A 26,999-nucleotide genomic window follows, 5' to 3' on the forward strand; every position below is an offset into this window, starting at 1 on the left:
GCGGTGCGGGAGGCAATGGATGGACGAGGCGCGGGCACGGGACGTACTGAGCGCTGTGGGTCTCGATCGGGACGCGGCGCTGCTCGCGCTCGGCGAGAACGCGGTGTTCGGCGACGGTGAGTCGGTGGTCAAGGTCGGGCGTGCGGCGCCGGAGCTTCTCGACCGTGCGCGGCGGGAGTTGCGCGTCGCGCGATGGCTGGAGGAGTCAGGCGTGCCCGCGGTGCGGGCGGCCGAGGACGAACCCCGTCTTGTGGACGGGCATCCGGTGACGGTGTGGCACCGGCTGCCCGCGGCTGTGCGGCCGGCTGAGCCGAGTGACCTCGCCTCCCTCCTCCGCCTGGTGCACGCGCTTCCCGCGCCCGGGTTCGAGCTGCCCCGGCGTGAGCTCCTCGGTGGAGTCGAGCGGTGGCTGCGGCTTGCCGGTGACGCGATCGACGTCGAGGACGCGGACTATCTGCGGGAGCGCAGGGACGGGTTCGAGGCGGCGGCGTCCGCGCTCGCCCCCCGGCTGGACCCTGGCCCCATCCACGGCGACGCCCTCCCCCGGAACGTCCTGGTGGGCGCGGACGGTCCGGTCCTGGTGGATCTGGAGACCTTCTCCGCCGATCTGCGGGAGCACGATCTCGTGGTGATGGCGCTTTCACGGGATCGGTACGGACTGCCGGCCGAGGCCTACGACGGGTTCGTCGCGCGGTACGGCTGGGACGTGCGGGAGTGGGAGGGGTGCGCGGTGCTCCGGGGGGCCCGGGAGACGGCCAGCTGTGCGTGGGTCGCGCAGCATTCCCCCAGCAATCCCAAGGCCCTGAACGAGTTCCGCCGTCGTGTGGCCTCACTGCGTGACGGGGACCCGGGTGTGCGGTGGTTTCCGTTCTGAAGAGTCCCCCACCGCGCCCCTTCCCGTGACCAGGGCTCTGCCGGACCCGCCCCTCAGACGCCGGACGGGCTTGAACTGATGCCGGAGGGCCTTGCGCTGCCGGCCGCGTCCCGGAGTGGCCACGTGCCGTCCACCACCGCGTCCGTCTCCCCCTTCTTCCGGAGGAACGTCTGGAAGTCCGCCGCCCACTCGGCATACCAGCCGATCTGGCGGCGATGCAGCTCCGCGGGACCGAAGGCGGCCAGCTTGGGGTGGCGGTCGGCTATGGCGGTGGCCAGGCGGGCCGCGGCCAGGGCGTCCGACGTGGCGTCGTGGGCGGACTCCAGGACCACGCCGTACTCCGTGCAGACCGCTTCGAGGTTCCGCTTGCCCTTGCGGTAGCGCTCGACGGAGCGGTCGATCGTGTACGGGTCGATGACCGGGGCCGGTTCCGCGCCGCCCAGGCGCTCGCGCAGCGACGGCAGGCCGTGCCTGCGCAACTCGGCGGAGAGCAGGGTCAGGTCGAAGGTGGCGTTGTAGGCGACGACCGGGACGCCCGACTGCCAGTACGACACGAGGACGGCCGCTATTGCGTCGGCGACCTCAGCGGCCGGTCTGCCGTCCGCCGCCGCCCGTTCGTTGGAGATGCCGTGCACCGCCACGGCCTCCGCCGGGATCTCGACCCCCGGGTCGGCGAGCCATTCCCTGCGGCCCAGTGTCCCGCCCGCCCTGACCTCGATCACCGCGCCCGTGACGATGCGTGCCTCGTGCGGATCCGTCCCGGTCGTCTCCAGGTCGAACCCGATCAGCAGCTCCCGGTGCCAGCCCATGGCCGCCCCCTTCTCTGTGGTGCTTTCCCCCATTGACCACCACGATCCCACGCGCCACTGACAATCCCGGGCCCGCGTTCCGCTTACCGCCCGGGGCGGCTTCGCGGGCGGCTCCTCGGACGGCTTCGCGGACGGCTCCTCGGGCGGCTCCTCGGCAGGGCCCTCCGGCGGCTCAGGACACCGGCCGCGAGTCCGCCCAGGCCAGTTCGAACTCCTCCCGGTACGTCTCGAAGAGTCCGCTCTCGTCCGTCTCGTCCGTCTTGACCACCCGGCGGCCGCCGCGCAGCACGAGCACCGGCGCCTCCATCCCCCGCGTCCTGCGCAGATACGACTGGACGACCGCGATGCCGTCCGCGCCGTCCCCGTCGACCAGATACGCGGTGAAGCGCGGCGTCTCGTCGAAGACCTGGATCTCGAAGGCGCCAGGATCGCGGAGACGGGCCCGCACCCGGCGCATGTGCAGGATGTTCATCTCGACGCTGCGGCTCAGCTCACCCCGCTTCAGGCCCAGTTCGCGCTCCCGGCGCTTGACCGCGCTGCTCGCCGGGTTGAGGAAGAGCAGCCGTACCCGGCAGCCGGACTCCGCGAGGCGGACGAGGCGGCGCCCTGAGAAGTTCTGGACCAGGAGGTTCAGGCCGATCCCGATCGCGTCGAGGCGACGCGCCCCGCCGAAGATGTCCTCGGCCGGGAACTGCCGCAGCAGGCGCACCCGGTCCGAGTGGACGCCCACCACGTCGGCGTACCGGTCGCCGACCAGGGACTCGACGGCGTCGACCGGCAACCGGCGCGCGGACGGCGTGTCGGTGCCCGCGCCGAGTATGTCCAGGAGCTTCGCCGACGCGCGCTCCGCCTGGGCGAGCACGGCGGTGGACAGGGCGCGGTTGCGGGAGACGACGTTCCGGGTGACCTCCAGCTCGTCCAGGGCCAGTTCGACGTCCCTGCGGTCGTCGAAGTACGGCTCGAAGCACGGCCAGTGCTGCACCATCAGCTCGCGGAGCTGGGGCAGCGTGAGGAAGCTGAGGACGTTGTCGTCGGCCGGGTCGAGCAAGTACCCCTTGCGGCGGCTCACTTCGCGTACGGCGACGGCCCGCTGCACCCACTCCTGTCCGGCGGGTCCGGCGGCGGCGACCACCCAGTCGTCGGCGTGCACGGGTTCGTAGATGGGACGCAGAACAGCCGCCACGACCGCGCGCAGCCGCTGCTCCACGAGATTGAGCCAGATGTAGGCCCGCCCGGCGCGCTGGGCGCGCGTACGCACCTCGCGCCAGTCGTCGGCGCCCCAGTCCAGTTCGGGTCCGATCTGAGATCCCATCTCCATCGGCCGTGCCAGGGACACCGCTCCAGGCGGGCCGTCCACGGAACTCCCCTCGTGACCCTCGTCACCAGGGGGCAGTTCCCGCCCTCCCGAGCTCACCCAGCGCACCCCTTCCGCTCCCCCGAGCACCCCCCGGTTCAACGATCAAGGAAGGGTACTCCGGGAGCGGCGGGCGGTGCAGCCGGATGGCAAGGGTGGATTCTCAACGACCCTGCGCGGGCTGGCCGTTCTGGTCGGCGAGGTCCTGCGGAGTGAGCGGACTCATAGCGGTCACGTCGCGCGCGGCCAGCGAGAAGCCCTGCCAGTGGACCGGCATCGGCTGCTGGTCCTCGTCACGGGCGATGTGGTGGAAGCCGATGTGGACCCAGGTGACCGGGTGTGTGAGGGACTGACCGTTCACCCACTTGTCGACGCTGGTCGGTGTGCCGTTGGGGCACCCGGGGTTGTCGCTCGCGTACTGCTCGCACTTCTTGTACTCGGTGAAGTACACGTCGTGCTTGGTGAAGGGGCGCCCGGCGTGCTTGTTGCTGGGGCCCGGCACGATCTCGTACGAGCGCGGGTGGCCGTCCTTGTTCTTGCCCGCCCCGCTGACCACGCGCCACCAGCGCATGTCCTTGCGGTCACCGGCGAGCTCCTTGGTGACCTTGGTGCGGGTGGTCTTGGTGGTGGGGCTGCCCTGGCCGGTGGGCGGGGTGACCTTGGAGTCGTACTGCTCGACCTTGCTCTTCGGGGAGCCGTCCAGGCCGAAGTTGAGCCGCCAGAAGACGTTGTGGGCGTGGCTCTCGGCCTTGGCCTGGTCGCCCTTGCCGATGGGCCAGCCGCGGTTGTCGCCGCCGTCGTAGTCGTACGGCGAGAGGCTGCCGGTCGCGCCGACCTGGGAGGTGATGGTGCCGTCCGATGAGAACCGCCACTCGGTGATGTACTCGTACCAGGAGGCCTTGTTCACCGTGTAGACGAGCAGGTCCTTGCCCTGACCGGTGTAGACCTTGCCGGTGCCGCCGGTGCTCTGGTCGTCGTTGAGGCGGTACGCGTGCCCACGCGCGCGCGTGGTGGTGCACAGGCCCTTCACGTTGCCCCGCTGCGGGACCTTCACGGTCTTGATGGTGCCGCCGGGACACTCACCGGGGTTCAGGTTCTGCAGGGCCTGGCCGAAGTCGGTGCCGGTGACGTCGTCGTACTCGGCCTCGCCGTCGTCGTAGGGGACGTGGACCTGCGCGAGCCGGGCGCTGGTCAGGACGGGTATCGGCTTGGTCTCCCCCTTGGGCTGGTAGCTGATCTTGTCGAGGACCAGGCCGGAGAGGCTGTTGTAGTGCCAGCACATGCGCCAGGTCGTACCGCCGTCGACGGTCTGCTCGATCTTGTAGGCGTCACTGCAGTCGCCCGCTGCCGCCGCGGGGGCGGCGGGCGCCATAGGGGCGGCCGATGCGGGCGAGGCGACGGTGGCGGCGCCGCCGATCAGCGCGAGGGCCGCGAGGGCCGTGGTGGCCCGTCTGCGGGCGCGCGAAAGTCTGTTGACGTGCATTGCGGTGTGGACTCCCTCGTCCGAGGAGAAACAGAAGTGTGGTGTCGTGCGCGGGCGGCCGGAATCAGCCGAGGCGGCCCACGGAACGGGTGCTCAGGTCGACGACGAGGGACCGGGTGTCGATCCACGGTCCGTTCTTGACCTTGGTGACGACCTGGAGGCACCGGTGCTTGCCGCACGCGGTGAGGTCGGACGGCACGCGCTCGACGGTCTCCTTGCGGAAGACCATGCCGCTCAGCTGCAGCTGTCCGGGGCCGGTCAGCGCCTTGCCCGTGGCGTGCTTGAAGTCCTGCTTCAGGCCCTTGCCGAGCGGGTCGGCGATCAGCAGCTCGGCGCCCTTGGCGAGCTCCTCCTGGCTGGGCGGCGGCTGCACGTTCTGTGTGGTGGTCGTGTTCTCCACCTTGCCGGTCTCCACATTGACCGTCTTGGTGATGACCGCGTCCTTCTTGTAGTCGTAGTAGACGACCTCCGCGCTGCGCTGGGCGGCGGCGCCCGCGTCGGTGGGCTCCTGCTCACTGAGGTTCGTCGAAAGGAGCTGCGGGCCGCGGTCTCCCTCGACGTCCCTGGCGCTGGAGCGCAGGGCGCCCGTCACCGAGGCCTTCTCGGCGCGCTCGATCTCCGCATCGGTCAGCGGGTCGCTGCCTATGCCCTTCTCGCCCTCATCGGGTGCGGCCTCGACGACGCCGTCCTTCGCGATCGCGTCCTGCTTCGCGGCCGCCGCGTTGGCCTGGCGGCCCCCCGACTCGCCCGCCCCCGGCAGTGTGACGCCCACAAGCACCGCGGCAGCGGCCAGCGCGACTGCCGTGCCCGCCACCACCTTGCCCAGGTTACGTCTGACTATCTCTCCCACTTGCTCCCCTTTTTTCCCCCACGAGCCCCATATAAAGGCATACCGAGTGTGTGGTCGGACGGTTAGACGGCTGCAACTCCCGCGTGGTTGCCCCGCTTTCGGGGAGACTCTGACCAATGTGACCCCGAGCCGAGGGGGCGGTAGTGGAAGAGTCATATGCATGCAGGTGTGGCCAGGGCAGGCGTATCCACTCGGTGCCACGTACGACGGCGCCGGTACGAACTTCGCGGTCTTCTCCGAGGCCGCCGACCGCGTAGAGCTCTGTTTGTTGCACGACGACGGCTCGGAGACAGCCGTCGAGCTGCGTGAGTCCGACGCGTTCGTGCTGCACGCGTACCTGCCCGGCGTGATGCCGGGCCAGCGGTACGGCTTCCGTGTGCACGGTCCGTACGAACCCGCGCGGGGGCACCGCTGCAACTCGGCGAAGCTGCTGCTCGATCCGTACGCCAGGGCGGTCAGCGGCCGGATCGACTGGGGCGAGGAGGTGTACGGCTACCGGTTCGGCGCCCCCGACAAGCGCAACGACATGGACTCGGCGCCCCACATGATGACCTCCGTGGTGGTCAATCCGTACTTCGACTGGGGCGACGACCGGCCGCCGCGCACCCCGTACAACGAAACCGTGCTCTACGAGGCCCATGTGAAGGGCCTGACCATGCGACATCCGGATCTTCCCGAGGAGTTGCGCGGTTCGTACGCGGCGCTCGCGCATCCGGCCGTCATCGATCACCTCACGCAGCTGGGCGTGACGGCCCTCGAACTGATGCCGGTACACCAGTTCGTGAACGACCACCGCCTGGTCGACATGGGCCTGAACAACTACTGGGGCTACAACACGATCGGCTTCTTCGCGCCCCACAACGCGTACGCCTCCTGGGGCGACCGCGGTGAGCAGGTCCTGGAGTTCAAGCAGGCCGTGAAGGCGTTGCACGAGGCGGACATCGAGGTGATCCTCGACGTCGTCTACAACCACACGGCCGAGGGCAACCACCTGGGCCCGACGCTCTCCTACAAGGGCCTGGACAACGGCTCGTACTACCGCCTCATGGACGATTCCCGCTACTACATGGACACCACGGGGACCGGCAACTCCCTCCTGATGCGGTCACCGCACGTGCTTCAAATGATCATGGACTCGCTGCGGCACTGGGTCACCGACATGCACGTGGACGGCTTCCGCTTCGATCTGGCGGCGACGCTCGCCCGGCAGTTCCACGAAGTGGACCGTCTCTCGTCGTTCTTCGACCTCGTGCAGCAGGACCCCGTGGTGAGCCAGGTGAAGCTGATCGCCGAGCCGTGGGACGTCGGTGAGGGCGGCTATCAGGTCGGCAATTTCCCGCCGCTGTGGACCGAGTGGAACGGCATGTACCGCGACACGGTGCGTGACATGTGGCGGGGCGAACCGCGCACCCTCGCGGAGTTCGCGTCCCGGCTGACCGGCTCGTCCGACCTCTACCAGGACGACGGCCGGCGCCCCTTGGCGTCGATCAACTTCACCACCTGCCACGACGGTTTCACGCTGCACGACCTCGTCTCGTACAACGAGAAGCGCAACGAGGCCAACGGCGAGGACAACCAGGACGGCGAGAGCCACAACCGCTCCTGGAACTGCGGAGCCGAGGGCGAGACCGACGACCCGGACGTCCTGGAGCTGCGCGAGCGGCAGATGCGCAACTTCATCGCGACGCTGATGCTCTCCCAGGGCGTCCCGATGCTCAGCCACGGCGACGAGTTCGCCCGGACCCAGCAGGGCAACAACAACGCCTACTGCCAGGACAACGAGATCGCCTGGGTGCGCTGGCCACAGGGCGAGAGCACCCAGCTGGAGTTCACGCGGGCGATGGCGTGGCTGCGGCGCGATCACCCGGTCTTCCGCAGGAGGCGGTTCTTCCACGGCCGCCCGGTCGAGGGCACGCACGACGAGCTGTCGGACATCGCCTGGTTCACGCCGGAGGGCGAGGAGATGGCGCGGGAGGACTGGGACGCTTCGCAGGCACGGGCGCTGACGGTGTTCCTGAACGGCAACGCGATCTCCGAGCCGGGTACGCGCGGCGAGCGGATCTCCGACGACTCGTTCCTGATGATGTTCAACGCGTCGGCGCAGCCGCTGGAGTTCGTGATTCCGGTCAATCACGGCCGCCAGTGGCAGGTGATCGTGGACACCGCGCTGCCGGAGGGCGTGCCACCGGACTCGGGGCCGAAGGCGGGGGCGGGCGAGCGTCTGACACTGGCCGACCGGAGCCTCACCGTCCTGCGGCGCCCTGGGTGACCAAGGAGACGTCGTTCGCGCTGTCGTCCGTCGCGGGGCGGGCGATCAGCGCGACCAGGAACGCGACCGCCGCGGCCGCGCTGCCGAGTGCGAACGCCGCGCCGGGGCCGTGTGACTCGGCGAGGCGTCCCGCCACGGCGAGCGTGACCGCCTGGCCGCCGACGAAGGCGCTCGCGGCGAACGTCATCCCCTCGGCGAGCCGCCGCGGCGGGCAGGAGCGCTCGGTGAGCGCGAAGCCGGTGATCAGATTCGGGGCGTAGACGGCGCCGAACACGGTCACCACGACGTACAGGCCCGTCATGCTGTGCGTCCACACCAGCGGCAGCGAGAGCAGCGCCGCTGCGGCCGTCGCCACGCGCCAGCGCGTGTGAAGCCCGAAGCGCTCGGGCAGCGCGGCCATGGAGAGCCCCACGACGGCGCTCATGACGCCCATGGCGGCGTAGACGAGGCCCGCCTGGCCCGGAGCGCCCAGCTCCTGGGTGAGGGCCGTGATGCCCGCTCCACAGGCGCCGAGCAGGACGCCGACGAAGACGAGCCCGACGCGTACGACGAAGACCTCCCGTGGGAGGCGTTGTCGGCCCCCACGCGCGCGCGTCGTCGTGCGGGTGGCCCGCACCGTCCGCCCCGTGGGGTGCAGCGCGAAGCCGGAGCCGCAGACGGCGACCAGGAGCGCGGCCACCCCGAAGGCGTACGCCGGGTGGCCCGCCACGGCCGCGAGGCCCACGAGCGCGGGCCCGAGCACGAAGGACAGCTCGTCCATGGTGCTCTCCAGTGACAGCACGGTGTTGACCAGACGGTCGTCACCGCCCGCGCCGCGGACCAGTGGGACGGCGCGTGCGCGGGCCAGCGGGCCGATCCCCGGGATGCTCGCGCCGGCGAGCACGGCGAGGGCGACGAGCACGGGTGTGGGCAGCTCGAAGAGGGCTCCGAGCGTGTACACCGCGATCGCCACGGCGTTGAGGAGCGAGAAGCCGAGGACGACGGTGCGCTGGCCGCGACGGTCGGCGAGGCGGCCGACGACGGGGCCCATGGTCACCTGGCCGAGCGCGAGCGCGCAGGCGACCACCCCGCCCGTGGCGAGCGATCCGCTGGTCTCGGTGACGAGCAGGACGCTGCCGAACTGGATCATGGCCACGGGGAGCCTGCCGAGGAACGAGATCACCGGAAGGAGCGCTCCGGTGTGCCCGATCACTTCGCGGTAGGTGTCCAGAAGCCGTCGTGCGCCGGGCTCGTCCCGTCCTGCCTGTTCCTTTGCAGCCATCGTCCGACGCTAACCACGCCCACACGGCCACACGCATGAGTCGATGGCACGAAAGCCCGTCAGGCGGGTACGTAGGTTCGCATGACACCTGAGCGCTCGGAGCCCGCGGTGCCACCACCGCCCACCGCCACCTACCGGCTGCAGCTCCAGCCGGAGTTTCCGTTCGCGGCCGCCGAGGCGGCCGTCCCGTATCTGGCCTCGCTGGGAGTCTCGCACCTGCATCTGTCGCCGGTGCTCGATGCCGTCCCCGGCTCGACGCACGGCTACGACGTCGTGGACCACGCGCGCGTACGGGACGAGCTGGGCGGCGAGGAGGGGCTGCGGGCCCTTTCGCGCACCGCGCGGACGTACGGTCTCGGCCTTGTCGTGGACATCGTGCCGAACCACATGGCGGCGGTGCCGCGCCACAACCACGCCCTCTGGGAGGTGCTGAGGGAGGGACCCGGCTCTCCCTACGCGCGGTGGTTCGACATCGACTGGGAGGCGGGCGGCGGGCAGGTGCTGCTTCCGGTGCTCGGGCGCGGGGTCGGGGACGAGCTGGAGCGCCTGCGGGTCGACGGGGACGTGCTGCGCTACCACGAGCACGCGTTCCCCCTCCGCGAAGGCACCGGGGAGCTGCCGTTGCCGCGGCTCCTCGACGCGCAGTGGTACCGCCTGGCGTGGTGGCGCCTTGCCCGCACAGAGCTCAACTACCGGCGCTTCTTCACCATCTCCGACCTCATCGGGGTACGCGTCGAGGACCCCGAGGTGTTCGACGCGACCCACGCGAAGATCCTCGAACTGCTGCGGGAAGACGTCGTGGAGGGGCTGCGGATCGACCACCCCGACGGGCTCGCGGACCCGGGGGCGTACCTCCAGCGGCTCCAGGAGGCCACGCACGGGCGCTGGACGGTCGTCGAGAAGATTCTCAGCGACGGGGAGCAGCTGCCCGCCGCGTGGCCCGTCGCGGGCACCACCGGGTACGACGCCCTTCGTCACCTCGACGGCCTCTTCACGGACCCGGCGGGGGCGGGTGAACTCCTCGGCCAGTACCGCAGGTTCACCGCCCCCGCGGTGGACCGGGGCGGCGACTGGGGGGCGACGGTGCGACGCGCCGCGTACAAGGTGCTCACCCACGAGCTCGCCGCCGAGACCGACCGCCTCACGCGCGAGGCGACCGCGCTCTGCGCCCCGGACCCGGCGCTGCGCGACCACGCGCCGTGGGCGCTGCGCACCGCGCTCCTGGAGCTGCTCGTACGGCTTCCCGTCTACCGGCCGTACGTCTCCGGGGGCGTCGAACCGGCTTCGGTGCTGACGGTGGGGGCCGCCGCCGAGGCGAAGGCGGCCTTCGCGGTGCGGGAGGAGGCCGAGGCGGTCGATGTCGTACGGGATCTGGTGCTGGGACGCCTTGGCTCCGGGCCCGCGCTCGACGGCTTTCGCGCACGGTTCGCGCAGACCTCGTCGGCGCTGCGGGCCAAGGCGGTCGAGGACACGGCGTTCTACCGGCACGCGCCACTCCTGTCGGCGGCCGAGGTGGGCGGCTCCCCCGCGCACCCCGCGGTGGCTCCGGAGGCCTTTCACACCTACTGCGCGCGCGTGCAGCGCGACTGGCCGTACGCGGGCACGGTGCTCACCACGCACGACACGAAGCGCAGCGCCGATGTGCGGGCGGGCATCGCCGTCCTCACGCAGTGCCCGCAGCGGTGGGCCGACCTCCTGGTCGAGGTGACCGAGCAGACCGCGCGCGCGGGCGGCACCAGCGCACCGGACCCGCAACTGGCCTGGGCGGCCTGGCAGACGGCCGTCGGCTTCGGCTTCCCCTACGACGAACGGCTGCAGAAGGCCCTGCTCAAGCACGTGCGCGAGGCTGGCCTGCACACGAGCTGGACCGAACAGAACGAGGCGTACGAGAAGGCCGTGACGGCGTTCGTGGAGGCGGGTCCCTGCGGGCCGCCGCTCTACACGGTCGCGGAGTTCGCGGGCGGGCTTCGGCCCCATGTGCGGGCGAACGTCCTGGGGGCCACGCTGCTCCAGCTGACGATGCCGGGGGTGCCCGACGTCTACCAGGGCACGGAGAGCGAGTACCGGGCCCTCGTGGACCCGGACAACCGGCGGCCCGTGCGGTTCCAGTCGCATGTCCTTGAGTACCTGGAGCAGCACCGAGAGCGCTGGGACCTCTCCGAGGAGAAGCTGGCCCTCACGGCGACCGCGCTGCGGCTGCGCAGGCGCCGTCCGGATCTCTTCGGCGACGCGGCGACGTACGAGCCCCTTGCGGCGCTTGGCCCCGGCGCGGAGCACTGCGTGGCCTTCGCGCGCTCCGGAGAGGTGATCGCGGCGGTGACCCGGCTCTCCTTGCGCCTTGCCGAGGCGGGCGGCTGGCGTGCGACGGAACTGGCCCTTCCGGAGGGCCGGTGGGTGGATCTGCTCACTCGGGGGCGGGAGTTCACGGGGCACGCGCGCGTGGAGGAGCTTTTCGGGGAGATGCCGGTGGTGCTTCTGGAGCGGGTCAGGACAGCGCAGGACTCAGCAGGGGCGGACGAGTAGCAGGCGTGGCGCCCGCGCAATGATTCCCCGCGGCGCGGGCCTGAAGCCGGGCGCGAGGCGCAGGCCCGGCATGGCGTCGAGCAGGGCCCGCAGGCCGCACTCGGCGGCGAGCCCCGCCAGGGTGGCGGCCGGGCAGAAGTGCGCTCCCGCGCCGAACGCGAGGTGTGCCGGGTCCGCGCGGAAGATGTCGTAGCGGTCGGGGTCGGCGAAGCGGAACGGGTCGCGCCCCGCCGAGCCGATGAGGCAGGCCACGACGGACCCCGTGGGCAACGTGGTGCCGCCCAGGGCGATCGGCGCACTCGCGCGGCGCAGTACGACGGGGGTGGGCGGGTCACGGCGCAGGGACTCCGCCCAGGCGCCGGGTATCAGCCCCGGACGGGCGCGCACGAGGTCCAACTGGGCGGGGTGGTCGAGGAGGTTGGCGAGGAAGGAGGCCAGGGCGAGGGCGGTGGCCTCGCCGCCGCCGGTGAGGAGTGTCCCGGCGAGAGCGGTGACGGTGTCGTCCGAGAGCGCCTGCCCGTCCGTCCGGGCGCCGCACAGCGCGGAGAGCAGGTCCGCGCCGGGACGTGCGCGCCGCCGCGCGACATGGGGGCGCAGCAGCGCGCCGAGATCCGGGTGGACGCCGTCGGCACGCGCGGACCCCGTACGGCACCACTCCCGCACCCGTGCGGCGTCCTCCCAGGGCAGCCCGAGCGCCGCGACGGCGGCAGCCGCGGGCAGCCACGCGCTGAACTCGGCGACGAGGTCGACCTCGCGCCGCCCGGATACGCGCCGGGCGAGAACGTAGGCGGTGCGCTCGGCCGCGGCCCGCAGGACGGGCTCCAGGAGCCCCCGGTGGCCCGGACCCGGCCGGCCGGTCACCGGCGGGCCGAGCCGGGCGTCACCGAGCGCGGCCCGCACATCCGAGTACCGGCTGAGCAGCCAGGCCCCGAGGAGCTCGTCACGGACGAGGGGGAAGCTCTCGCGGAGGCTGCGATAGAGCGGATAGGGGTCATGCTCGACGCCGGGAGCCAGGAGGCTGGGGGTGGTCCCGGCCCGTCCGGCGTTCGAGGACGGGCTCGGCGGAGCGGGTGAGAGACGGTGCCCACGAGGGGCCGGGCTCAGAGACACAGCAAACCCCGTTCAGGCTCGGCACCGGCGACCAGGTGGGGTTTCAGGGGACCACCGCGCAGCGCCTCGCGCAGTTCCCGTACACCCATTCGGGTGACACTGCGGGGCGGAGGCGCCCTGGGGTGACATCCCTCGGGTCGCACGCTTGACACGTGCCCGACCGCGTGGCGTACTGCGGATTGCTTCAGCGGACAAGACGGGGGTGAGTCAACTGGCGGAGCAGCGCTATCTCAATGTGGCCGAACTCGTACTGTCGGCACGGAGGTTGGCGGTACACCGCCCCGAGCTGTGCTCCCTGCGCCAGGTGGGCACCTCGCGCGCCGGAAGACCCTTGCACCTGCTGTCCGTGGGCCACTCGCGCCGCGCCGTCCTGGTCGTCGCGGGCGCGCACGCGAACGAACCGACCGGTGGTTCGACGCTGCTGCACCTCGCGGAGTGGGCCCTGCGGGACGAACACCTGCGTGCCGACACCTCCTGGCACTTCCTCCTGTGCGCCGACCCGGACGGCGCGAACCTGCACCGCACGCCCTCGCCGCGCACCCTGTTCGACTACCACCGTCACTTCTTCCGCCCCGCGGGACCCGAGCAGCCGGAGTGGTCACCCTCCGTCCTTCCGCCCGACCGGCTGCCGCCCGAGACCCGCGCCCTGACCGGCGTCATCGACGAGCTGCGGCCCTACTTGCAGGTGTCGCTGCACGGAACCGATCTCGGCGGCAGCTGGGTGCAGTTGACGCGGGACATACCGGGGCTCGCGGAGCCGTTCGCCAAGTCGGCGGCGGAGCTGCACATACCGGTGGAGACGGGGGCGTCCGACGCCGCGGGCTGGCCGGTCTCGGGGCCCGGGGTGCATGTGCTGCCCGGCCCTGGTTCGGCGGCCGCCTATCCGAGCCTGCCCGAGGACGCCCGGCACACCACCTGGCACCACGCCCATCGGTACGGCGGTCTGACCGCCATCGTCGAGGTCCCGATGTGGGCGAGCGACCTCGTGGACGATCCGGCCGTCCACCCCGCCCCCGAGCTTGCACTGCGCGGCTTCGCGCGGCGGCTGCTGCACGACGCGCGCCTGGTCGAGGACATCCTCAGCGAGGCGCTGCCACGGCTCCCGGAGGCACAGGGGCCGCTGCTGCGCGCGGCGCGCTGGGCGCTCGACCTGGTGCCGGGGCTCGCCGACGACTGGGCCAGGATGCCGCCCGCGGGGACGTCGATGGCGTACATCGGGAGCGTCGACGCCTTCGGGCGCCGCCTTCCGCTGCGGGCCGCCGCCATGCTGCTGCGGGTCCTGGACACGGCGGGCGACCGCGCCGCGCCGCGCCTCGAACGGCTCGTGCGGCACTGGAGCGACACGTTCGCCGAGCGGTTCAAGGCGCGCTGGGTGCCGGTGGAGCACCAGGTCGAGCACCAGTCACGGACGACGGTCGCTGCCGCGCGCCACGCGCGCGTGCGGGGCGATTGACCGCACGCTTCACGAACCGGAGAGCCGGAAGATCATCTTCCCGAAGCTGACCTGATCGCCGTCCTGGACGACGGCCACGCCGATCACCCTGCGGCCGTTCACGGACGTGCCGTTGGTCGACCCGAGGTCACGCAGCACCCACATGCCGCCCTGCCTGCTCAGCTCGGCGTGCACCCGGGAGACCGTCTCGTGGCTGAGCCTGAGTCCGTTCGCGGGGTCGCGGCCGATCCGCAGCGGGTACGGGTTCCCGGGCACCGGCAGGAGCAGCTTCGGCAGCTTCTCGGCCTGCCAGGCCCTGCGCAGCCGGACCGTGAACCCGGAGACCGCGCCGACAGCGCCGAACACCACACGCGAGAGACGTCCCTCGGTCCGCAGGTCGGCGGTGAGCGCGGCGAGTTCGTCGGGCTGACGGGCGGCGAGCGCCAGTTCCATGCGCCGCACGAACGTGTCGTGCGAGAGCTTGCCCAGGGCAGCGCCCTCCCTGAGCACCTTCAGCGCCCTGTCCCGCTCGGCATCGGTCAGCCGCGCGGGGTGCATTTGGATCTCAAAGGACGACGTCACCCTCGTGATTGTCTGTCAGCCCGGCCGGAGTGTCCAGATAACGCGGAACGACCGCGGGCCGATCACTTCTGCAGCACGATGGACGGGCGTGACCACGGATGACGTACGGACGAAGACAGATGGCCGTCAGCGGATCACAGACGAGGGGGGAACTGTCGGTGGAGTTCGAGGTGTGGGCACCCGGGGCGGAGCACGTCGCGTTGCTGTGCGAGGGCACCACGCGCGCGATGGAGCGCGCCGACGGCCGGGCCGGGTGGTGGACGGCGCGTGCGGACGCCACCGAGGGGGCGCGCTACGGCTTCTCGCTCGACGGAGGGCCCGTGCTGCCCGATCCCCGCTCGCGCCGCCAGCCGGACGGCCCCGACGGGCTCAGCGCCGTCGTCGACCACGACAGGTACGCGTGGCGCGCGCCCTGGTCGGGGCGCGGCGTGCGGGACGCGGTCCTGTACGAGCTGCACGTGGGGACGTACACACCGGACGGCACGCTCGACTCGGCCGCGGGGCGCCTCGGGCACCTCGCCGAGCTCGGCATCACCCATGTGGAGCTGATGCCGCTCTGCCCGTTCCCGGGGCGGCACGGCTGGGGGTACGAGGGCGTGTCCCTGTGGGCCGTGCACGAGCCGTACGGCGGGCCCGACGCGCTGAAGCGCTTCGTCGACGCCGCGCACGCGCACGGCATGGGCGTCGTGCTCGACGTGGTCCACAACCACCTCGGCCCCTCCGGCAACCATCTGCCCGCGTTCGGGCCCTACTTCACCGACACCCACCACACTCCGTGGGGCGCCGCGGTCAACCTCGACGCGCCCGGCTCGGACGAGGTGCGCGCCTATCTGATCGGCAGCGCGCTCGCCTGGCTGCGCGACTACCGCCTCGACGGCCTGCGTCTGGACGCCGTGCACGCGCTGCGCGACACGCGCGCGTGCCACTTCCTCGAGGAACTGTCGGCGGCGGTGGACGATCTCGCCGTCGGGCTCGGCAGGCCGCTCTCGCTCATCGCCGAGTCCGACCAGGGCGATCCGCGTGTCATCACCCCGCGCCGACAGGGCGGGCTCGGCCTGCACGCGCAGTGGAACGACGACTTCCACCACGCGCTGCACTGCGCGCTCACCGGCGAATCACACGGCTACTACGAAGACTTCGCCCGCGCCCCCTTCGCCGCGCTCGCCAAGACGCTGACGGGCGGCCTCTTCCACGACGGTACGTACTCGACCTTCCGCGGGCGCCGCCACGGGCGCCCCGTCGACCCCGCCCGGACGCCCGCCTACCGCTTCCTCGGCTACACGCAGACCCATGACCAGATCGGCAACCGCGCGCAAGGGGACCGGCTCTCCGCCACCCTCTCCCCGGGCCTGCTCGCCTGCGCGGCCGCGCTCACCCTCACCGGACCGTTCACACCGATGCTGTTCATGGGCGAGGAGTGGGGCGCGGCCACGCCCTGGCAGTTCTTCACGGACCACACCGATCCCGAGCTGGCGGATGCCGTGCGCCGGGGCAGGCGCCGGGAGTTCGCGGCGCACGGCTGGGCCGAGGACGACATCCCGGATCCGCAGGACCCGGCGACCAGGAACCGGTCCTGCCTCGACTGGGCCGAGCCCCTGACCGACCCCCACGCGCGCGTGCTGGCCTGGTACCGCGAACTGATCGCCCTGCGCCGCGCCCGCGGCGACCTCCTCGACCCGGATCTGGCGGCGCTCAGGGTCGCCTACGACGAGGAACAGCGCTGGTTCGCGGTGCGGCGCGGCGATCTGCGGATCGCGGTGAACGTCGGCAAGGAGGCGGTCGACATCCCGCTGGGCGGCCGGGGCGCGCGGGTGGTCGCGGCGTGGACGCCGGTCACCGCGCCCGGCACGGACGGGCTGCTGCGGCTGCCCGCCGAGTCGTGCGCGGTGCTCGCGACACCATGAGGGCGATACCGGCAGCACCGTGAGGGCGACGGTGGACGTCAGTTGACGATCGCGAGATCGCGCCGCGTCGAGTTGAGGCGCCGTACGCCGTCGTCGGTGACCGTCACGATGTCCTCGATGCGCACTCCGAAGCGGCCCGGCAGATAGATGCCGGGCTCCACGGAGAAGCACATCCCGGGCACGAGCGGGAGTTCCTCGCCCTCGATCATGTAGGGCGGCTCGTGGGTGGTGACGCCTATGCCGTGCCCGGTGCGGTGGATGAAGTACTCGCCGTACCCGGCATCGGCGATCACCGCCCGCGCCGCCCTGTCGACGTCCTGGCACGTACTGCCGGGTCGCACCGCGCGGCAGCCCGCCTCCTGCGCCTCGCGCACGATGTCGTGGACCTCGCGCTCCTCGGCGTCCGGCTCGCCCACGTGCACCGTGCGCGAGGTGTCCGAGCCGTAGCCGTGCATCAGGCCACCGAAGTCGAGGACGACCATGTCGCCGTCTCCGATGACGCGGTCGCCCACCTCATGGTGCGGGTTGGCTCCGTTCGGGCCGGAGCCGACGATGGTGAAGTCGACCTGGGAGTGTCCGAACCGCCGGAGCAGCTCGGCGAGATCGGCGGCGACGTCGGTCTCCCTGCGGCCCGCGAAGGGGACCTTCTTGATCTCCTCGTACGTCGAGTCCGCGGCGGCACCGGCCGCCGTGAGGCGCTCGAGTTCCGCGGCGTCCTTGACGGCGCGCAGCATGGGGAGCGCTTCGGTGAGGGACACGTAGGAGGTGTTCGGCAGCTCGTTCTGGAAGCCGAGAAGGTGCATGGCCCAGGAGTTGTCGCTGATCCCGAAGCGGCCGTCGACGTCAAGGAGCGGCGCGGTCGTGGCGTAGGGGTCCTTGCCGTCGGTCCAGTCGCGCAGGGAGAGCGCGCTCGCGCCCGCCGCGCGTTCCGCGTCCGGGGCCTCCAGAGTGGGCACCACGAGCACCGGTTCCTGGCCCGCGGCGAGCACGAGGACGGTGAGGCGCTCGGTGGCGACCGGCTGGTAGCCGGTGAGCCAGACCAGATCGGGGCCCGGCGCGACGAGCAGTCCGGCGAGCCCAGCGTCCGCGGCGGATGCCGCGGCGCGGTCCATGCGGGCCTTGTAGTCGTCGGCGGTGAAGGGCGCGGGGGTGCCCGCGGGGGTGCCGGTCATGGGGGCCTCCAGGGCTGCTCGCTGCTGCGCGTACGGCGTGCTGCCGATGAAGCCGATCCTGCCCGCATCACCGCGCGCACGCGACCGGGTTACGGCGGCCCCCGCCGCATCGCGTCGGGCCTGGCCACCTCACGTCACGAAGCCCGGCGTCACCCGCAGGGACTGCCGCTGCCCGCTCACGTGCCGGACGGTCACGGTGAGATTCCTTCCCGGGTCCGCGGCGGCGACCGCGGCCGCCAGGGCCTTCGCCGAGTCGATACGGGTCTTGCCGAGGGCGAGCAGTACGTCGCCGCGCACGAGACCGGCGCTGTGCCCGGCGCCGGGGCTGTGCACGCCGACGAGCAGGGCGCCGGAAGTCCTGGGGGCGTCGACCGCCTCCACGCCGAGGGCGGGGCGCGCGCCGGCCCTCCCACCGGCCTTCTGGGGCGGGTTCGGTGGAGGCTTCGGCGGGGCGGAGGGCTTGGCCGCCGCGCCCGCCTGCGCCTGAGCGCCCGCACCCGCACCCGCACCCGCACCCGCACCCGCACCCGCACCCGCCTGAGCCTGCGCCTGCGCCTCCTTCTGCATGTCGGCGAGCTTGCTCATGCCGATCACGGTGGCGCTCACCGTGCCGAGCCCCACCCCCGACAGCACGAGGACGATCGAGAAGAGCACTCCGAAGAGCAGGGTGGCCACACGCCGTCCGCGCCGCCGCACGGCATGCGGGCGGTGGCCGGGACCGGGCCTGCGGCCCGTGCCGGGCGTCCGCCCCGCACCGGGCTTGCGCCCGATGCCGAACTTGTGGCGGATTCCGAACTTGCCCTCTGTGCCGAACTTCCCTCCCCTGCCGTGCTCCTGTCCGGGCATCGGCTTGGGCCGCAACGCAGTCTGTTCCATGGCTCGCCTCCGGCCACAGCCCTACCCGGCGTGACCCGGCGCGACGATTCACGAACGAGTGACGTCCAGGTGTGCGGCCGACGCGGCCACGGAGACCGTGACCGCGTGACGCCGAGGACCCGGGCGGCCGTTCGCGGGCTCTGTCAGCCCGTGTGACCTCCCTCGTGCCCGCTCCCGTGCCCGTCATGGCCCCCGTGCCCCGCCCCGTGGTCGAACTTCAGGGCCTCCTTCGGCATGACCACGAAGGGGCGCATCATGCCCATGTCCTCGTGTTCCAGGAGATGGCAGTGGTACATGAAGCGGCCGTACGCGCCGTCGAACCTGCCCATCACCCGCAGCAGTTGACCGCCGGGGACCAGGAAGACGTCCTTCCAGCCCCGCTCGTTCGGAGCCAGGGGGATCTCCCTCTTCGGGTCGAACGCGATCGGGGCCAGGGTGCCGCCCACGGTGGCGTCGAAGCCTGAGACGTCGTACGCGTCGCGGCCCAGGAGCTGGAAGTCGGCCAGGTGGATGTGCATGGGGTGGGTCACCGGCGGGTTCACCGCGAGGTTCAGGAAGCTCCACTGCTCGTAACTGCCCTCGGCGATGGTGAAGCCCAGGCCGTCGTTGAAGGTGCGGGCGGTCCTGCGGTAGGTCTTGTTCTTCCCGTCCGCGCCCTGGACCTGGATGACTCCCTCGGCCGGCAGCTGGATACCGCCCGCGTCCTGGACCTCGGTCATCTCCCAGATCTCCGGGTGCCCCCCGCCGCCCTTCGTGGCGGGCGGCGTCAGGACGACCAGGCGGTGGCCGTGCTCGATGTCATGGCTCAGCGGGCGGAACGAGCCCGAGAGGATCTCCGGGAGCGAGAACGGGTCCTCGCAGTCGGCATCCCGCACGCGGAACTCCATGACCTGCGGATGGCGCACGTCGTTCGCCGGGTCCGGCACCCCTGGGGGCTGCGCCCTGCCCTTGTTCACGAGCCGCACCCGCGTGCCCGCGAGCGCGCGGAAGTCGATCAGCAGGTCCATCCGCTCGGCCGGACCGACGGTGAGCGTGGGCAGCGCCTCGTCGAAGTCGACCGGGACGGGACGCGGCAGCAGGCCGCCGTCACTGCCGATCTGGTGCAGGACGCCGGGCACCGGATTGTTGTCCTCGTCGACGAGGACAAGGTCGTAGACACGGGCGTTCGACGCGTTCACCAGGCGGAAGCGGTGCCAGGCGGCGTCCACGTCCGCGTACGGCCAGATGCGGCCGTTGACCGTGCTGTACGGGCCCGTGAAGGGCACCGAGACCGGTTTGCCCGTCTCCGGGTTCTCGGCCTGGACGATCACGGTCTTGTGCAGCAGGCGGCCGTTCAGACGTCCGTCCTCGTCCGTGTCCAGGTTCCGGTCGGCGAGCAGCAGCGGGATCTCGCGCTCCCCGGAGGGGAGGTGGAGTGCGTCCTCTTCGTCGTCCCTCACCAGATAGGTGCCGTAGAGACCCGCCTGGACGTTCCAGCGGGTGATGTTCATGGCGTGGTCGTGGTACCACCACTGCACCGCCTGGTGGTCGTTCGGGTACTCGGAGAGCTGGGCGTCGCCGAATCCCACGGCGTTGTCCGCCCATCCGTCGTTGCCTCCGCCGGTCTGCGCGCCGTGCAGGTGCGTCACCGACCAGGCCGGCAGCGCGGCCACGTCCTTGTTCGGCTCGACGCCCGCGCGGCCCGGCAGAGTGCTGGGCCGCGGATCGGCCTGCGGCACCTCCACGGAGGTGACGGGATACTCGCTGCCCTTCGGGATGCGGTTGGTCCAGGCGATCCGGATGCGCCGCCCGCGCCGCACCTCGATGGTCGGGCCCGGTACACACCCGTCGTACCCCCACATCTGGGTCGGCGGCAGCTGCGGGTGCAGCCGGATCCAGGCCGGGCGCAGCGCGATCTCGGTCTCGGCCGGTACGTCGGTCTCGTCCCGCACGTCGACGGAGTCCGGCCGCAGGACCGGCGGCACCGGGAGCGGTGTGACGTACGGCGTCAGCTCCCTCGGAGCCGAGGCCGGTGCCGATGCCGGTGCCGGTGCCGATGCCGGTGCCGATGTCCCGTCCGCGTCGGCCCGCGTGCCCGGCAGACGGTCCGTGATGTGCTCAGTGATGTCGCTCAAGTCGGTCAAGATGAACTCCCCCGTGTCGCTCCACGCTGTTGATCAATGCAAATGCAACGGCCGCTGTCGTGCGGCTGGTTGAGCGGCCCGGTCGGTGGTCGCCCCTCACATCAAGAGAGACTCACGGCGCGTCACCCAAGTTCCACGAATCCCCCATTCCGCTAGAAAAGTATCGGAAACCGCATATGGAATTGACTAGTCCTGTTGTGGGTCGGCCGTCAGTGACCGCTGTTACTTTCGGAGCATGACCGAACGTGCACTCCGTTTGCTGCGACAGGACCCGCGCCTGGCTGAGCTGGCCGCGTTCCCTTTCGCATTCGACCTGTCCCGCGCGGACCACGTCGAAGAGGTCCGCCTCGCGTCCGGCGGCCCGCTCGAACCGATCGCGGGGGACGATTCCGGCGGCACGTACTTCGTGTGCGGGGACGGGTCCGTTCTGTACGCCGACTCCGAGGGTGCCGCCGGGATCATCGGGGACAGCGTCGACGAGACCCTGGAGATGCTCGTCGGCCTGCCCGGCTGGCAGGACTACGTACGCCTGTCGCCGACCGACGGCGAGGCACGGATACTCGCCGAGATCGCCGACACGGAGGGCGACTTCCGCGAGGACTGCGTACCCGACCTCGACGCGCACCGCACCGAACTGCTCGCCGCGCTCGGGCTCCCGGAGCGCTCCCCCGTACAGCTCGTCGCGCGCCTGCACACCGCGCTCCTGCGCACCGAGCCGGACCACCTCCTCCTCAACGCCGTCGAACACCTGGCGTACAAGCGTCTCGATCCGCATCCGCGCCCGCCCCTGTGGGAACAGGTGCTCGCCAGGGGCCGCACCGACCTGGCCCTGCTGCGGACGGGCGATCGCACGGCCTGGGACGGCGTGGCCGTGGACCGGGCGCGCAGAGTGGCGGCGCTGCGCGCCGCGCAGTACGACCGGCGGAACACGGATCGCCCCCTCCTGCGCCACCTCCTCAAGCACGAGGCGGACGCCTCCATGTCCGACGAACTGCGGCTCGCCGTCGTCCTGGTGGGGCTGCACTGCCTGGCCGAGGACCTGCCGCTGCTGCGCGAGGTGCACGAGACGACGTACGACACCTGGTGCGGTCTCGCCGGGCTCCCGGAGGAGGCCGGTCAAGTCCAGGCGTGGGCGCGCTCGTTCGACGACTCCAACTACGGGGACGACCCCGACGACGAACCGGAATCCACCTGGCTCGAACTGGCGCGGGATCAGGGAATGGTGGAGGCGGCTCGCGCCTACCTGATCCGCGAGCTGGACGACACGGGCCCGGACCCGGCCCAACTGGCGGTACTGCGCGATGAGTTGACGCTGATCGGCGACTACACCCAGGCAGTGCGCGCCCAGCGCCTGCATCTGTCGCTCCAGGACACCGACCACGGCCGCGCGGCGGCCGACGCGCGCCTCGCCGAGCTGGAGCGCAGGGCCATGGACACGGCGGCGGAGTCGTAACTCGCCCCGCCCCCCCTGACGCGCCGCCGGACACCGTTCAAGATCCATCTCGTACGCGGCCCGATCGCCAGGGCGAGTACCACGACGATGTCTTCCCCCCATGGCCCACCGCGAGCTGGTCTCGGATCCCGACAGCCCGTGACCGACAGCGCCTTTCAAGTGATCCGGTAGCGGCCCGGGGAGAGTCCTCGACCACTCCGCCCTCTCCGCTCACCTGAGCACCTCTCATCACAATCTGGTCTCGCTGCCCCTCCAGGGTCTTGCCACCCACCCGTGTAATCGATTCCAATCCTCCGTGTAATCGATTCCACAAGGAGGTGGACCGGCGATGGCGAGCATCAAGGACGTCGCGGCCGAGGCAGGCGTGTCCGTCGCCACGGTCTCGCGCGTCCTGAACAGTCACCCCTCGGTCAGCCCTGCGGCCCGGGCCCGCGTCATCGCCGCGACAGAGAGCCTCGGCTACCGGCCGAACGCCGTCGCCCGCTCACTGCGCACCGCCCAGACCCGCACGCTCGGCCTGGTCATCAGCGACGTACTGAACCCGTACTTCACGGCCCTGGCCCGGTCCGTCGAGGAGGCGGCCCGCGAACTCGGCTACAGCGTGATCATCGGCAACGCCGACGAGCGGCCCGAGCTCCAGGACCACCATGTGCGAACGCTCCTGGACCGCAGGATCGACGGGCTCCTGGTCTCCCCCACCGACGGCGGCTCCCCGCTGATGCTCGACACCGCGCGCTCCAGCACGCCGATGGTGTTCGTGGACCGCTGGATCCCGGGCGTCGATGTCCCCGTCGTCCGCGCCGACGGCCGCGAAGCCGTCCGTGACCTGGTCGCCCACCTGCACGCCATCGGCCACCGCAGGCTCGCGATCATCGCGGGGCCCGCCGCCACCACGACCGGCAGCGAGCGCGTCGACGCCTTCCGTGAGGCGCTCGGCGCGTACGGGCTCCCGCTGCCCGACGAGTACATCGGACAGGGCGACTTCCAGGCGGACAGCGGGCGTCGGGCCACCGAGCGGTTCCTCGCGCTGCCCCAGCCGCCCCACGCCGTCTTCGCCGCCGACAACCTCATGGCGCTCGGCGCGCTCGACGCGATCCGGGCGCACGGCCTGCGCGTCCCGCACGACATCGCGCTCGCCGCCTTCGACGACATCCCGTGGTTCGTGCACACCGATCCGCCGATCACCGCCATCGCCCAGCCCACCGGCGATCTGGGGCGAGCCGCCGTGCGGGCCCTGGTCGACCGGATCGAGGGCAGAAGCCCCCGGTCCGTCACCCTGCCCGCACGTCTCGTCGTACGCCGCTCCTGCGGCGAGTCCCCCAACGACCAGAGGAGCACCACGTGAGCGACCCGGACGAGTTGCCGCGCACCGCCGACCGCGGCCCGGAACCCGGCCACGACGCGGCCGAACCGCCGCGGCCGGTCGAACTGCTGCGGATCGAGGGCATACGCAAGACCTTCCCCGGCGTCGTCGCACTCGACTCCGTCGACTTCGACCTGCGCCGCGGCGAGGTGCACGTCCTGCTCGGTGAGAACGGCGCGGGCAAGAGCACGCTCATCAAGATGCTCTCCGGCGCCTACCGCCCCGACAGCGGCCGCATCCTCGTGGACGGGAAGGAAGCCCGCATCCACGGCGCGCAGGACGCCGAACGGCTCGGCATCGCCACGATCTACCAGGAGTTCAACCTCGTACCCGACCTCACCGTCGCCGAGAACATCTTCCTGGGCCGCCAGCCGCGCCGCTTCGGGATGATCGACCGGAAGGCGATGGAGTCGGCCGCCGAGAAGCTCCTGAAGCGGGTCGGCGTACAGGTGTCACCGCACGCCAAGGTGCGCGAACTGGGCATCGCACGGCTCCAGATGGTGGAGATCGCCAAGGCGCTGAGCCTTGAGGCCCGCGTGCTGATCATGGACGAGCCGACAGCCGTCCTGACGAGCGAGGAGGTCGACAAGCTCTTCGCGATCGTGCGGCAGTTGCGCGCGGACGGCGTCGGCGTCGTCTTCATCACCCACCACCTGGAGGAGATCGCCGCGCTCGGCGACCGCGTCACCGTCCTGCGCGACGGCCGCAGCGTCGACCAGGTGCCCGCGTCGACCGCCGAGGACGAGCTCGTACGGCTGATGGTGGGCCGGAGCATCGAGCAGCAGTATCCGCGCGAACGCCCGGACACCGGGGCCGCGTTGCTCACCGTCGACGGCCTCACCCGCGACGGCGTCTTCCACGACGTCAGCTTCGAGGTGCGGGCCGGTGAGGTCGTCGGCCTCGCGGGACTCGTCGGGGCGGGCAGGACCGAGGTGGCGCGCGCCGTCTTCGGCGCCGATCCGTACGACGCGGGCTCCGTGGACGTACGGGGTGAGCGGCTGCCCCGGCATGACGTGATCGCCGCGATGGGCGCGGGAATCGGCCTCGTACCGGAGGACCGCAAGGGCCAGGGGCTCCTGCTCGACGCCTCCGTGCAGGAGAACCTCGGTCTGGTGACGCTGCGTTCGGCGACGCGCTCCGGGCTCGTGGACCTCAAGGGGCAGCGTGTCGCGGCCGCCAGGATCGCCGAGCAGCTCGGCGTGCGGATGGCCGGGCTCGGCCAGCACGTGCGCACGCTCTCCGGCGGCAATCAGCAGAAGGTCGTCATCGGCAAGTGGCTGCTCGCCGACACCAAGGTTCTGATCCTCGACGAGCCGACGCGCGGCATCGACGTGGGCGCGAAGGTCGAGATCTACCAGCTCATCAACGAACTGACGGCCTCCGGCCACGCGGTCCTGATGATCTCCAGCGATCTGCCCGAGGTCCTGGGCATGAGCGACCGCGTGCTCGTCATGGCGCAGGGCCGCATCGCGGGCGAACTCACGGCCGACGACGCGACGCAGGACGCGGTGATGGCACTCGCCGTCAGCACAGCGGCGGCGGACACACCCTCAGCAGCAGGTCAGAACGGAACAACCGAAGGGGAGGCCTCCCGTGGCCACTGAAACGCTGAAGAGCAACGCGGGCGGCGCCACGGGTCTTCGCCGCGTGCTGCTCGACAACGGCGCCCTGAGCGCCCTGGTCGTCCTCCTGGTGGCGATGTCGCTGCTTTCCGGCGACTTCCTCACCACCCAGAACCTGCTCAATGTGGGCGTGCAGGCCGCCGTCACGGCGATCCTCGCGTTCGGTGTCACCTTCGTCATCGTCTCGGCGGGCATCGACCTGTCGGTCGGCTCGGTGGCCGCGCTCTCGGCCACCGTCCTCGCCTGGACGGCGACTTCGCAGGGCCTGCCGGTCTGGCTCGCGGTCGTCTTCGCCGTCGGCACCGGCATAGCGTGCGGTCTCGTCAACGGACTGCTCGTCTCGTACGGCAAACTCCCGCCGTTCATCGCGACGCTCGCGATGCTGTCGGTGGCCCGCGGCCTCTCCCTGGTCATCTCGCAGGGCAGCCCGATCCCGTTCCCCGACTCGGTCTCCAACCTCGGCGACACGATCGGCGGCTGGCTGCCGGTCCCGGTCATCGTGATGATCGCGATGGGTCTGATCACGGCCCTCATCCTGGCCCGTACGTACATCGGGCGCTCCATGTACGCGATCGGCGGCAACGAAGAAGCCGCCCGCCTCTCCGGCCTGCGCGTCAAGCGGCAGAAGCTCGTCATCTACGGCCTCGCGGGGCTCTTCGCCGCCGTCGCGGGCATCGTCCTCGCCTCCCGGCTGGTCTCCGCGCAGCCGCAGGCCGCACAGGGTTACGAGCTTGACGCGATCGCCGCTGTCGTCATCGGCGGCGCGAGCCTGGCGGGCGGTGTCGGCAAGGCGTCCGGCACCCTGATCGGCGCGCTGATCCTGGCGGTCCTGCGCAACGGCCTCAACCTCCTTTCCGTGTCCGCCTTCTGGCAGCAGGTCGTGATCGGCGTCGTCATCGCGCTCGCCGTGCTGCTGGACACGTTGCGCCGCAAGGCCGGGGCGACTCCCGGGGCCTCGACGGGCGCCGCGGCCGGTGGCGGGAAGAAGGGACCGCGGGTCCTGAAGCTCGCAATCGCGGCCGTGCTGGTGGCGGCCGTCGTCGGCGGCGTCTCCTTCTTCAACAAGGACTCCTCCTCCGGCACGACGACGAAGGTCGGCATGTCGCTCTCCACGCTCAACAACCCCTTCTTCGTACAGATGAAGGAGGGCGCACAGGCGGAGGCCAAGAAGGCCGGCATCGACCTCACGGTCACCGACGCGCAGAACGACGCCTCACAGCAGACCAACCAGCTGCAGAACTTCACCGGCGAAGGCATGAAGTCGATCATCGTCAACCCGGTCGACTCGGACGCGGTGGGCCCGGCGGTGCGCGGCGCCAACAAGTCGGACATCCCGGTGATCGCCGCCGACCGCGGTGTGAACAAGGCGAAGGCGGCGGCCCTCGTCGCCTCCGACAACGTCGCGGGCGGCAGGCTGGCCGCGAAGACCCTCGCGGAGAAGCTGGGCGGCAAGGGCAAGATCGTCACCTTGCAGGGCGTCGCTGGCACGTCGGCGAGCCGCGAGCGCGGCAAGGGCTTCGCCGAGGGCATCAAGGAGTACCCCGGCATCAAGGTCGTCGCCTCCCAGCCCGCGGACTTCGACCGCACCAAGGGCCTGGACGTCATGACGAACCTCATGCAGTCCAACCCCGGCATCGACGGCGTCTTCGCCGAGAACGACGAGATGGCCCTCGGCGCGGCCAAGGCACTCGGCGGCAAGGCCGGCACGTCGGTCTCGGTGGTGGGCTTCGACGGAACGCCCGACGGGCTCAAGGCGGTCGAGGCGGGCACGCTGTACTCGTCCGTGGCGCAGCAGCCGAAGGAACTGGGCAAGATCGCCGTGCGGAACGCGGTGAACGCGGCGCGGGGCAAGGACGTCGAGACGATGGTGAAGGTGCCGGTGAAGGTGGTCACGAAGAAGAACGTGGCCGACTTCTCCTGAACTCCACCGCGCCCCCGG

General features: G+C 71.5%; 19 protein-coding genes. 9 read left to right on the top strand and 10 right to left on the bottom strand.

The genetic code is table 11. The features are described 5' to 3' along the window. Positions 1-19 precede the first annotated feature (19 nt). Positions 20-874, top strand: a complete 855-nt coding sequence (locus ACFVXC_RS04250; RefSeq protein WP_389901241.1) for a phosphotransferase enzyme family protein — start codon at positions 20-22, stop codon at positions 872-874. A 53-nt stretch (positions 875-927) separates the two neighbouring features. Here the strand turns inward: ACFVXC_RS04250 and ACFVXC_RS04255 are convergent, their stop codons facing one another. From ACFVXC_RS04255 to ACFVXC_RS04270, 4 genes are all read right to left on the bottom strand, one after another. Next, positions 928-1,683, bottom strand: a complete 756-nt coding sequence (locus ACFVXC_RS04255) for a 3'-5' exonuclease (RefSeq protein WP_389901578.1) — start codon at positions 1,681-1,683, stop codon at positions 928-930. A 172-nt stretch (positions 1,684-1,855) separates the two neighbouring features. Further along, positions 1,856-3,097 (bottom strand): SAV2148 family HEPN domain-containing protein, encoded by a 1,242-nt coding sequence (locus ACFVXC_RS04260; RefSeq protein ID WP_389901242.1) that lies wholly within the window; start codon positions 3,095-3,097, stop codon positions 1,856-1,858. Positions 3,098-3,200: 103 nt separating this feature from the next. Continuing rightward, entirely contained in the window at positions 3,201-4,520 is a 1,320-nt protein-coding gene (locus ACFVXC_RS04265; RefSeq protein ID WP_389901244.1) for a copper amine oxidase, read from the bottom strand. A gap of 64 nt (positions 4,521-4,584) precedes the next feature. Then, positions 4,585-5,370 carry a Tat pathway signal sequence domain protein gene (locus ACFVXC_RS04270; protein ID WP_389901246.1) on the bottom strand — a complete coding sequence of 262 codons (786 nt, stop codon included), beginning with the start codon at positions 5,368-5,370 and terminating at the stop codon, positions 4,585-4,587. A gap of 160 nt (positions 5,371-5,530) precedes the next feature. Here ACFVXC_RS04270 and glgX point away from each other — a divergent pair, with 160 nt between their 5' ends. Further along, positions 5,531-7,639 carry a glycogen debranching protein GlgX gene (gene glgX / locus ACFVXC_RS04275; protein WP_389901248.1) on the top strand — a complete coding sequence of 703 codons (2,109 nt, stop codon included), beginning with the start codon at positions 5,531-5,533 and terminating at the stop codon, positions 7,637-7,639. Here glgX and ACFVXC_RS04280 read toward each other — a convergent pair. Beyond that, entirely contained in the window at positions 7,614-8,900 is a 1,287-nt protein-coding gene (locus ACFVXC_RS04280; RefSeq protein ID WP_389901250.1) for an MFS transporter, read from the bottom strand. The two genes, glgX and ACFVXC_RS04280, sit on opposite strands and share 26 nt — an antisense overlap. A gap of 81 nt (positions 8,901-8,981) precedes the next feature. Here ACFVXC_RS04280 and treY point away from each other — a divergent pair, with 81 nt between their 5' ends. Continuing rightward, the gene (treY, locus tag ACFVXC_RS04285; RefSeq protein WP_389901251.1) at positions 8,982-11,423 is read left to right on the top strand and encodes a malto-oligosyltrehalose synthase; all 2,442 of its coding nucleotides are present in this window, start codon (positions 8,982-8,984) and stop codon (positions 11,421-11,423) included. Here the strand turns inward: treY and ACFVXC_RS04290 are convergent. Next, positions 11,403-12,533 (bottom strand): cytochrome P450, encoded by a 1,131-nt coding sequence (locus ACFVXC_RS04290; RefSeq protein ID WP_389901253.1) that lies wholly within the window; start codon positions 12,531-12,533, stop codon positions 11,403-11,405. The two genes, treY and ACFVXC_RS04290, sit on opposite strands and share 21 nt — an antisense overlap. A 202-nt stretch (positions 12,534-12,735) precedes the next feature. Here ACFVXC_RS04290 and ACFVXC_RS04295 point away from each other — a divergent pair, with 202 nt between their 5' ends. Further along, positions 12,736-13,986 (top strand): M14 family zinc carboxypeptidase, encoded by a 1,251-nt coding sequence (locus tag ACFVXC_RS04295; RefSeq protein WP_389901255.1) that lies wholly within the window; start codon positions 12,736-12,738, stop codon positions 13,984-13,986. 9 nt (positions 13,987-13,995) lie between these two features. Here ACFVXC_RS04295 and ACFVXC_RS04300 read toward each other — a convergent pair whose 3' ends face one another. Beyond that, positions 13,996-14,547: an FHA domain-containing protein gene (locus tag ACFVXC_RS04300; RefSeq protein ID WP_389901256.1), complete on the bottom strand. Its 552-nt coding sequence runs from the start codon at positions 14,545-14,547 to the stop codon at positions 13,996-13,998. A gap of 158 nt (positions 14,548-14,705) precedes the next feature. Between ACFVXC_RS04300 and treZ the strand changes: the two genes are divergently transcribed. Next, a complete protein-coding gene (gene treZ, locus ACFVXC_RS04305) occupies positions 14,706-16,451 on the top strand; it encodes a malto-oligosyltrehalose trehalohydrolase (RefSeq protein ID WP_389901258.1) in 1,746 nt (581 codons plus the stop codon). 38 nt (positions 16,452-16,489) lie between these two features. On the opposite strand, the gene ACFVXC_RS04310 is transcribed toward treZ, so the two are convergent. The 3 genes from ACFVXC_RS04310 to phsA all read right to left on the bottom strand — a co-directional run bounded on the left by ACFVXC_RS04310 (position 16,490) and on the right by phsA (position 20,490). Beyond that, positions 16,490-17,623, bottom strand: coding sequence for a M24 family metallopeptidase (locus tag ACFVXC_RS04310; protein WP_389901260.1), 1,134 nt, complete (start codon positions 17,621-17,623; stop codon positions 16,490-16,492). A gap of 129 nt (positions 17,624-17,752) precedes the next feature. Continuing rightward, on the bottom strand, positions 17,753-18,499 hold the full coding sequence (locus ACFVXC_RS04315; protein ID WP_389901261.1) for a PDZ domain-containing protein: 747 nt from the start codon (positions 18,497-18,499) through the stop codon (positions 17,753-17,755). 143 nt (positions 18,500-18,642) lie between these two features. Further along, positions 18,643-20,490 (bottom strand): O-aminophenol oxidase PhsA, encoded by a 1,848-nt coding sequence (gene phsA, locus ACFVXC_RS04320; protein ID WP_389901579.1) that lies wholly within the window; start codon positions 20,488-20,490, stop codon positions 18,643-18,645. A 367-nt stretch (positions 20,491-20,857) separates the two neighbouring features. Between phsA and ACFVXC_RS04325 the strand changes: the two genes are divergently transcribed. From ACFVXC_RS04325 to ACFVXC_RS04340, 4 genes are all read left to right on the top strand, one after another. After that, positions 20,858-22,075: a hypothetical protein gene (locus ACFVXC_RS04325; RefSeq protein WP_389901263.1), complete on the top strand. Its 1,218-nt coding sequence runs from the start codon at positions 20,858-20,860 to the stop codon at positions 22,073-22,075. Between the two features lie 328 nt (positions 22,076-22,403). Next, the gene (locus tag ACFVXC_RS04330) at positions 22,404-23,420 is read left to right on the top strand and encodes a LacI family DNA-binding transcriptional regulator (RefSeq protein ID WP_389901265.1); all 1,017 of its coding nucleotides are present in this window, start codon (positions 22,404-22,406) and stop codon (positions 23,418-23,420) included. Positions 23,421-23,434: 14 nt separating this feature from the next. Then, positions 23,435-25,042 carry a sugar ABC transporter ATP-binding protein gene (locus tag ACFVXC_RS04335; protein WP_389901580.1) on the top strand — a complete coding sequence of 536 codons (1,608 nt, stop codon included), beginning with the start codon at positions 23,435-23,437 and terminating at the stop codon, positions 25,040-25,042. Continuing rightward, entirely contained in the window at positions 25,032-26,981 is a 1,950-nt protein-coding gene (locus tag ACFVXC_RS04340; protein ID WP_389901267.1) for a substrate-binding domain-containing protein, read from the top strand. Before ACFVXC_RS04335 ends, ACFVXC_RS04340 begins: the two co-directional genes overlap by 11 nt. Positions 26,982-26,999: the final 18 nt, after the last annotated feature.

It is taken from the genome of Streptomyces sp. NPDC058257 (genome assembly GCF_042881845.1).
Lineage (GTDB): Bacteria > Actinomycetota > Actinomycetes > Streptomycetales > Streptomycetaceae > Streptomyces.